Source organism: Streptomyces sp. NPDC007189 (genome assembly GCF_040703635.1).
Lineage (GTDB): Bacteria > Actinomycetota > Actinomycetes > Streptomycetales > Streptomycetaceae > Streptomyces.
Genome location: NZ_JBEYEY010000055.1, coordinates 1 through 8,614 on the forward strand (window position 1 = coordinate 1; position 8,614 = coordinate 8,614).

8 protein-coding genes and 1 pseudogene are annotated in these 8,614 nt (G+C 67.1%); 4 read left to right on the top strand and 5 right to left on the bottom strand.

The genetic code is table 11. The features are described from left to right. Positions 1-179: 179 nt before the first annotated feature. The 5 genes from AB0950_RS40075 to AB0950_RS40095 all read right to left on the bottom strand — a co-directional run bounded on the left by AB0950_RS40075 (position 180) and on the right by AB0950_RS40095 (position 2,854). Positions 180-899, bottom strand: a complete 720-nt coding sequence (locus tag AB0950_RS40075) for a hypothetical protein (protein ID WP_366780778.1) — start codon at positions 897-899, stop codon at positions 180-182. A gap of 107 nt (positions 900-1,006) precedes the next feature. Continuing rightward, positions 1,007-1,339 carry a glyoxalase superfamily protein gene (locus AB0950_RS40080; protein ID WP_366780779.1) on the bottom strand — a complete coding sequence of 111 codons (333 nt, stop codon included), beginning with the start codon at positions 1,337-1,339 and terminating at the stop codon, positions 1,007-1,009. Positions 1,340-1,388: 49 nt separating this feature from the next. Next, positions 1,389-1,592, bottom strand: coding sequence for a PLDc N-terminal domain-containing protein (locus tag AB0950_RS40085; RefSeq protein ID WP_366780780.1), 204 nt, complete (start codon positions 1,590-1,592; stop codon positions 1,389-1,391). After that, the gene (locus AB0950_RS40090) at positions 1,589-1,927 is read right to left on the bottom strand and encodes a hypothetical protein (protein WP_366780781.1); all 339 of its coding nucleotides are present in this window, start codon (positions 1,925-1,927) and stop codon (positions 1,589-1,591) included. The genes AB0950_RS40085 and AB0950_RS40090 overlap by 4 nt, the downstream gene beginning before the upstream one ends. A gap of 297 nt (positions 1,928-2,224) precedes the next feature. Beyond that, positions 2,225-2,854, bottom strand: coding sequence for a DUF3887 domain-containing protein (locus tag AB0950_RS40095; RefSeq protein ID WP_366780782.1), 630 nt, complete (start codon positions 2,852-2,854; stop codon positions 2,225-2,227). Between the two features lie 1,451 nt (positions 2,855-4,305). On the opposite strand from AB0950_RS40095, the gene AB0950_RS40100 reads away from it, so the two are divergent. The 4 genes and pseudogenes from AB0950_RS40100 to AB0950_RS40115 form a co-directional block, all read left to right on the top strand. After that, on the top strand, positions 4,306-4,971 hold the full coding sequence (locus AB0950_RS40100) for a calcium-binding protein (protein ID WP_366780783.1): 666 nt from the start codon (positions 4,306-4,308) through the stop codon (positions 4,969-4,971). A 643-nt stretch (positions 4,972-5,614) separates the two neighbouring features. Continuing rightward, positions 5,615-6,061, top strand: a complete 447-nt coding sequence (locus AB0950_RS40105) for a hypothetical protein (RefSeq protein ID WP_366780784.1) — start codon at positions 5,615-5,617, stop codon at positions 6,059-6,061. A 728-nt stretch (positions 6,062-6,789) separates the two neighbouring features. Further along, the gene (locus tag AB0950_RS40110; RefSeq protein WP_366780785.1) at positions 6,790-7,095 is read left to right on the top strand and encodes a hypothetical protein; all 306 of its coding nucleotides are present in this window, start codon (positions 6,790-6,792) and stop codon (positions 7,093-7,095) included. A gap of 498 nt (positions 7,096-7,593) precedes the next feature. Beyond that, positions 7,594-8,614 (top strand): annotated as a pseudogene (locus AB0950_RS40115) (hypothetical protein); the annotation flags it as partial.

The following is an 8,614-nucleotide window of genomic DNA, read 5'->3' on the forward strand; positions in this document are numbered from 1 at the left end:
CCGAGTACGAACGCGGCTGGTGGCAACAACAGGAAGCCACCCAGCAGCCCGCCTGAAACAAGACCACCGCACTCTACGAAACCCAGGACAGCTCACCCCTCTGTCCGGCGAACGACCAGGTGAGCAGCCTAGTTCGAAGCCCATTTCGACCCTCATGTCATACGAGACAAGCTGAGCGTCTATCTACGAGTATGGAGAAACTGCTTGAGAATCTCGGCGGCAGCGTTGAGGGACAGCGTCGCTTCTGGTGTGACGGCCGATGGCCTGTCGTTGTCCCGCTCCAACCGAACTAACCCGTCTACGGCCATGTCCAGGTTCACGACCACCAATTCCCACAGCCTGGGGTCATCGATGTACTGGGCCATACGATCGAGACAACCGCTGATGTGCTCGTCGACCGCCAGACCGTCGCGCTGCACGAGGAGTTGCCTCGCTGCCTGTTCCACCGCGGCATACGACAAGGCCTCGCCCTCGGTCTCATCCGAAGCGGAAGTCTGACGCTCGAACAGCGTCTGTGCGGTCTCAAGTAGACGGGTAACGTCCTTGACGGAGTGGCCGTCAGCGATCATCTCAGCGTCGCCGAGGTACAAGCGGAATGTCTTCTGCTTGTTCCGGTCGGCAAGCGCGCGAATGGCGGTACGGAGCGTCAACCACACTCCTGGCGCGGCCGCCAGAACGACGGTCGCATACGTCGGGACGTCGAGACGCAGATAGTGGGGCCTCGGCAGGGGCGTGGCACCAGCCCTCTGCAACTCGGCTTCCAACTCCTCCTGGAGATCCCACGAGACCTCCATGACCACCACTCCGGCAGCGCCTGGGGGGTCGTCCAGGACGTAGCCCTTCGGCGCCTCATGCTCCGGAACCCTGATCAGGAGACGGCTGGCCTGTCGAGAAGTCACAAGGATGACGTTAACGACTGCGCGTTCGCAGTTCCAGGGGGTTAAGGAGGTTAAAGAACAAGCTCAGCCACCGGCACAGCTTCTCTGCCGCGCGCTGTCGGCGAGGGTCATTCCGTCGGAGTGCCGATCCGAAGCCGGTTGCCGTCAGGGTCGCGTAGCTCAATCTCACGCGCCCACGGAGCGTCCTTCGCCTGCGCACCGAACTCGGAAGCGATGACCTCGACATCACGGATGCGGAGGTAGACCAATGTGTCGGGGCGGGCGTCGCCCTTGTGCTCCGACAAGAACAACCGCACCCCGCCCCGGGCGACCTCGACGAACGCGGGAAGTCCCGGTTCGAAGCGGTGTTCCCACTGCTTGGCGAAGCCCAGTCGCTCGTACCATGCGACCGCCTCCGCAGCGTCCTCGACGCGAAGAATGGGAATGACTTCCTCGTCCATGGAGCCATCGTCCCAGACCGTCCAGCGGCGAACGTTGCCCGATGCGGCACTAGCGGTTCGCGTCCCGGCCGATTTTCAGATACGCAATCAGCCCGAATATGTTCCCGAATGCGCACACGGCCAGCCATGCCTGAGGCGTCAGGCTCCGGGTGTTCGGATGTCTCGCGATGTCAATCATGCACAGGATGGCAGGGAGAATCGCGATCAGCGGCACGATCGCCGCCCACGGGCTTACGTCAGCCGGTCCGGTCATCTGCTGCTCCTGCCTGCGGTGAGGATGCGCAGGACAGCGTCCGGATCGTCAGGGGTGATCGTGGGGCGCACGCGGCGTCCCACGTCGATCACCAGCGCGCAGTTCTTCCTAGGGCGCCTTGCGTCGAAGTTCCACCAGTGAAGGAAGTCGCCGGTGCCCCAGATCCGCCACCCGCGCACCTTGTTCGCGCCGGTCAGGTCGAGCGTCTCGATGCTCCTGATCGAGGTGTAGGCAATCCGCTTCGCCCCCCAGGGGTAGTAGCGGCGGATGGTCAGGCACTGGTCGTCGCAGCGTATTGCGCCGTCGTCGTAGGTGGTCGTACTCGCCCGGCTCACTCATGCCTCCCGCGTGTGGGCGCCTGTCGACGGGACGGGGTCCTTCCGGCGTCCGAACAGCCAGTAGGCGACCGACCCAAGGGTGTTCACGGCGCTGGCCACCCGCCATATCCGTTTGTCACCGCGCACCCGCCGCACCGACCTGGTACGCAGGTCCCGCCACGTGAGGACCGCAGCTGCCGTGTGCAGCACGGCGATCGCTGCGAGAACCCGCACGTCCGGCTTGTTTCCTCTGGGCATTTTCCTCCTCCGCCCCGTCCGCCGGCCAACGCCTTCGGTCTTGGCCGGGCCCAGGGTTCACGGGATTTCCGGGGGTATGACGAAGATTCCGGCGACCTTTTCGTCCGTGTCGAACGCGACGCGGGCCTTCATGTCGCCGGCTTCGTAGCGCAGCGGGATGTCGACGACCGTGTGGTCGCCGATGCGGCGGACGAACGGCTCGCCCTCGCCGAAGCCCTCGAACGCGCCGACCAGGCCGGTGACCGTGGCCAGACCGTTGCCCCGCACCTCGTCAGTGAATGCCTCCAGCACCTGGGCGTTGAAGGATTTCCGTGCTTCGTCCATGCGGCCTTCCAAGACGTCCGTGACGATCGTGATGGCGCGTTGCGCGGCGTCGGCCATGTGCACCGTCTTGTCCATGGGTTCTCCCGTCCTGGGATCGATGGGTTTACCGAACCGCTGGAAGGCGGCCTGGCGAGTGACGCCGAGCAGGTCTCCGATCTCCTGCCAGGTATGGCCGGCATCCCGCGACTGCTGTACGCACAGCTTCAGGACTTGTCCCGCCATGTCGTCGACCCTCTGGGAGCGCCGGACCAGGTCGAGATATGCCGGCGCTGCCAGGGGGCTGCCCAGCGCCTCAGCCAGATCAGACGCCTGCTGAGCAAGCTGATCGCTCAGGGCGCCGAGGGACATTGAAGAATCGGCCACATGTCAAGACTGCCTTTACAACTTCCCGCCTGTCAAGGAAACCTTTACAACTGACCCCATCGAGCCACGAGGATCAGAAACAGGTACCAAGCCCGGACCACCCTGCGCAGGCAAAGAGGACCGCAGGTGACACCGACTCCCGTCGACTCGACGAGGTCGGTTCGGAATGAAGTGCTCGCTCTGAGGGTCCTCTTGGACACGGCGGCGCGTCGCCCGGTGTCCTCCGTCTGTTCCGCTTTGGGAGGTACGGATGGATGCAGTCACCTAACCAAGGCAGGGGTACGCCAGACGCGCTCGGAAAGCGCTCAAAAAGGACTTATTCGCTGTTGTAGTTCTTTCCCTCGCATACAGTGCGCCTGCGTGCACCGTGGGTATGGCGGCGCTGGCCTGCTGCTGACTGCGCACGGGTGCTGACACGGCTGACACCAAGAAACCGGGAGAGATCGGTGAACGAAAGGCATGCGCGACGGTCTTTGATCGTTGGGTTGGGGAGACGGCGCGGGGGGCCTGGCAACGGCCGGCGATGGTACAGCGCAGGCACCGCGACAGCCCTTTGCATGGTTCTGTCCGGTCTCGGGATGGTTCCGGTGGCGGCGGCCACGGCGTCTCATCGTGCAGTCAGCATCGATCACACCTTCACCTTCACGGGTGCCCCAGAGAGCTTCACCATCCCGGCGAATGCGGTAGCGACGATCACCGCTGACGGCGCCGGCGGCGGCAGTGCCGTCCCTGGAACTTGCCCCAATGGAGGGACGGGTGGTACCGGGGCACGGGTCGTCACCACTCTTCCGGCCTCCTCCACCCCGACGGTCGTCACCGTCAATGTGGGTGGTACTGGCGGTGCAGCCTGTACCGGTAACGCCGGGGGCACCGGTGGCTACAACGGCGGAGGTGCGGGCGGAGGCGGAACCACCAGTCCCGTGCCCAATGGCGCGGGCGGGGGTGGGGCGTCAAGTGTGGCGACGGGCGGAAGTCTGCTCGTGGTAGCGGGTGGAGGAGGCGGTAGCGGGTCACGCAATATCCCCACCCAGGGCGGTAACGGCGGAACCCCGGACGGCACCGCCGGCGCCGCAGGCGGGTCTCTCGGCGGTTCACCCGGGGGCGGTGGCGGCGGAGGCACCACCAGCGCGGGAGGCACGGGAGGCGCGGGAGCTGTTGCCGGGCCTTGTACGGGCCAGCCCGGAGGGACAGGTGGCGGTTTCTCCGGTGCGATGGTCGGCGCGGGGGGTGTCGGCGGTAACTTCTCCGGTTGTAGCGCCGGCGTCGCTGTCGGCGGTGGCGGGGGCGGCGGAGGTGGCTACTTCGGCGGTGGTGGCGGCGGCGCTTCCGCCACCACCACGTTCGCAGCCGGCGGAGGGAGCGGTGGTGGGGGCAGCAGTTTCGCCACCCCGACAGGTAGCGGTACCACGTACACCGCCTCGCCGATCGGGACTCCCAGCGCCAATGGCCAAGTGACGATCAGCTACACGATCCAGGATCTGGCCTTCGTCACCACCAGCCCGCTGCCCGACGCGACCCAGAACGTCGCCTACTCCACCACCCTGCAGACTACCGGCGGCACCGGAGCCCCCACCTTCGCGGTCACCAGCGGCTCCCTGCCTCCCGGGTTGAGCCTCAACCCGACGAGCGGAGTGATCTCCGGTACTCCGACGACGACCGGCACGTACACGTTCACCGTGACCGCCACCGACCCCGACCCCGACGTGCCCCCGGCCTCAAGGCAGTTCACGATCACCGTCCGTCCGGCCGCCGCCCTCACCTGCGCCAACGCGACGCCCACCATCGTCGGCACCAACCACGCCGACCTCCTCATCGGTACGCCCGGCAACGACGTCATTTTCGGCCTCGGCGGCAACGACGTCATCGACGGCCGCGGCGGCAACGACCTGCTGTGCGGCGGCACCGGCAACGACGTCATCAACGGCGGCGACGGCAACGACCGCATCGAGGGCCAGGACGGCGCCGACGCCCTCAGGGGCGGCAACGGCAACGACGCCCTCTTCGGCGGCAACGGCCCCGACGTCCTCGACGGCGGCCCCGGCACCAACACCAACAACGGCGGCCCCGGCCTCAACGTCTGCGTCCGCCCCCTCAGCGGCCCCGGCTGCACTATCTGAGATCAGAACGGTGGAACCATCCCGCCCTCCACGAGGCGAGTCCACCAGAAACCATCGCTGCACACTCCAGCTCCGGGCAGATGGCATACGGCACCCGGTTCATACAGAAAGCACCCTATGAACCGGACAGAACCGGTCGCCTGGCCGACGGTGCAGATGACCGCGTGGTCATCTGCACCGGAACACCCGGAACACGCACAGTTCGTGCCTCGCAGCTCGAAGATCAGGGAGAGGACGGCTCCCCGCTGATGCCGACTGGGAGGAACATAGCCCGGTCTTCTCATCAGCTGTGGGCAAGCCGCTCGAGCCGCCACCGCCCGCCGTGCCCTCCACCAGGCGCTCAAAGGCATCGACGGGATCTGCGCTTCGTTCGCGCATCCCGCCACCTTCGGCCGGCACCCGCGAACGGCGCCCCCTGCATCTCGGAGCCTGAGTACGACATCGCGCCATGAACATCCGCCCCCGCACACGCGAGCCCTCGTGGAGGCCCGGGACCACCACCACCTGGCCCCGGGCCCTCACCCAGGTACCCCGCGGGTGTCCGCATCGCGCTCCAAAGTCACCACTTCCGCGAGATGGCCCATGGCCAGCGGCCACACGATCATTCGCACCCGACGCCTACGGCCTGCCCGCGGAGGAACACATGACCGAGTACCGGGACGGCCCCGACGGCCGGCACCGCCGCCCCGACGGCCTGAGCGAGGCGACGGTCGAGGCGCTCGGCGCACTGTCCAAGGCACTGGAGACCACCGAGCGGGCCAGAGGCCGCCTGTACGACTTCCACCAGCTGACCGGCACCGCCGACTTCCAGCTGGACCGCGCGGTGGAACTCCTGCACAAAGCGGGCCACCCCGAGGCCGAAACGGTCCGCACCCAGATCCTGGGCCGCAACGTCATTCCAGGGCACTGGACGTTCCAGATCATCGAGGCCTACAACGCCACCTACTACCGGCCCTTCCAACAGCTCGAGGCAAGCGCCGTGAAGGAACTCGCCCAGGGGCGCGACCACCTGCTGGAGGCGGAGCTGAAAGAAGACCGCCGAACGCACGGCCACCCCCACCACACCGCACGGCCGACAGAGCCGAAGTGATGACGCGCCGATTGCCCCGCCTGGCAGGTCTGGGCGCACGGGGCGCTGCCCCGCCAGGATCACCGCGGCTGCCCTGTCGCGCATCCGTACGAACCAGGCGTCACCCGTTCGGCCTACACGGACCCCTGCCGCATGTGCGGCGTCCCCCATTCGGGCGCACGGTGAGCGTGACCAGGTTGCCGCCGGACAACAGCTGTGATCACTGCTCCGCGGGGAGGCCTCGTGATCGTGATAGCCCTGCTCGTCCCGGAGATGCTGCTCCTCATGGTGTTCGCGCTGACCGCTTGGGAAGACCTCCTGTTCCCCCCGCCTCCACTGCCCCGGCCGGAAGAGGCGATGGCAGAGCCGCCGGTTCAGCCTCACCGGCTGCCTCACTCACCGGACTGACACACGAGCCCTGGAGGAGACAGGCGGGTACGGTATGCGGCTCAGGCGCACATGACCGCCACGACCGCCGCCATGACGGTGAACACCGCCACCGGCATCATGACCTTCCGCCACCTGGCCAGCCGATCGGCGACACCACGTTCCGTGTCATCTCGTAACCCGTTCCGCGTAGCCGACACGGCGGGCCGGGGTATCGCCCGGGCCAACGCGGAGCGTGTCGCCCCCTGCAGGCCACCCGTTCGGGGCTCGCCGCCGGGCGCGGGTCGGCAGGGCCGGGTTTGTCTGGGGAGTAACCGGCCGGCGCGCACCAGCCCGGTCTGGGCCTATCGCGAGGAGAAACCGTGCCCCAGAGCATCACGCAGTACAAGGACGCGCACACCGTCATCTACGGCAGCACCAGCCTGGACCGACTCGTCACCGAGGAACAGGCCGGCCACGCGGCCGCCTGGGAGGCGACCCGCAAGCTGAAGGAGTCCGGACAGCCGTTTGACGATGAGGTGTTGCCGCGCACCCTAGAGGTGCTGGCGCGCCAGCAGGCCGACCGACTCCTGGTCGACTTCGGCCTGGACCACCTGGACGAAGAGGAAGTCAGGCGCCACGCGGCGGCCGCAGCGGCACGGATCGCCCCCGACTTCGTCAACGCCTGACCGCAGCAGCCTTACGGCCGTCGGGCGCGGGCGGCCACGCGCCCGGCCCCCGCCACGTTCCCCCCTTCGGCTCTGTCTCGGCCGAAGGGGGCATCGTCGGCCAGAGAGAGGCCTGGCCGCGCAGGGGCCGGAGAAGCGAGCGTCAGCCGTGCCTGATCAGCCACGTCAGTGTTGACGGCTGCGTGTCCTTGGCCCGCCGGTTGGCGTTGAGCAGACGACACGCCACGTGCACCGCGTGTCCGCGACCTTGATCTGCATCTTCTGCATCCTCGGCGCAGGTCGGGCCGCACCCTTTCACCGCGAACCGACGATGAACTGGACGATCTTTACCTCGCCACGTCGAAGGCGGACGAGAAGTACGTCGACCACACGGCGCTGGCGTTCCGGCTGCTTCGGAAGGAGTTCCGCACCAGTCGCGCCCGCAAGCGCGTCCTCATTCTCGACTGCTGCTTCAGCGGACTGGCCGTACAGACGCGGATGAGCCCTGCCCTACCCGGTATGGAGGTCCAGGGCACCTACACCATGGTGTCGGCCCATCCGGACAGGGCCTCCATGGCCCCGCTGGGGGCGACCTACACCGCTTTCACGGGCGCCTTACTGTCTGTTCTTCGGGAAGGGATCCCAGATGCCACTGACCCGCTGCCCTTGGGTGCGGTCTTCCCGGAGGTTGAATCCCGCTTGAGAGCGGCTGGGCTACCGCTGCCGCGCCAGTTCAACACCGATACCGGTGACGCCATCGCCTTGACGCGCAATCCCGCAGTTTCATCGCCCCTGGCACCACCACAAGACACGGGGAAGGAGAACTCCGGCGCCTCCCGGGAAGAATTTGAGCAGCGGGTCTCCGTACAGACACTGTGGCGGATATGGGAGGGCGCCTGCATTTGCTTTGCCCTTGGTGTGCCCGCCTACGTACACCTGGCGCGCATTCCACACCCTTCCCCGCTGCTGTCAGCCCAGGTCACCGTGACCTATGGAATTCTGTTTATGTTCCTGGGCCAGCGTTACCGGGTTGGAGTGCGCGTAGACAAGGACGGGATCGAGATCGGAAGTCGAGGGCGCGTGGTAGCCCGGTACGCGTGGACGGCGGTGGCTCATGTTCAGATCCGCGCTCGCCGGTTCAACGGCATTCGGCACGATCTGTGGATCACCCTCGAGCCGGGGGCGCAAGGCGCCCGACGCAATCCGTTCCGCCGCTATAACCGCCGTTCGAAATCCCGGCGCGAGGTACGGCTCACGCCTCTTTTCGGATTCAGCAGACCGACCGTCGCCCGGCTCGACGCTGCGTTGCGGACGCACGCCGGCAGCCGCTGGCTACCGGGTGCCGGCAGGCCTGTCCCCGACCAGCGGCGGGCTTTCCACGCCCGCCCCGCCACCGGCGCGGCTGTTCTTGCGCTCGCAGGTACCCTCACCCTGCCCATCGGAATGATCGTGTGCCTCGCCACGACAGGTTCCTGGACGTTGATGGTTTCGGGACTCGTTGCAGCCCTTCCGGCCGCAGTCCCAGCACTGCGCCTGTCCG

Excerpts from the sequence above, each read along its gene's own strand:
- AB0950_RS40085 (WP_366780780.1), bottom strand. The coding sequence starts at position 1,592 with ATGACCGGACCGGCTGACGTAAGCCCGTGGGCGGCGATCGTGCCGCTG.
- AB0950_RS40080 (WP_366780779.1), bottom strand. The coding sequence starts at position 1,339 with ATGGACGAGGAAGTCATTCCCATTCTTCGCGTCGAGGACGCTGCGGAG.
- AB0950_RS40105 (WP_366780784.1), top strand. The coding sequence starts at position 5,615 with ATGACCGAGTACCGGGACGGCCCCGACGGCCGGCACCGCCGCCCCGAC.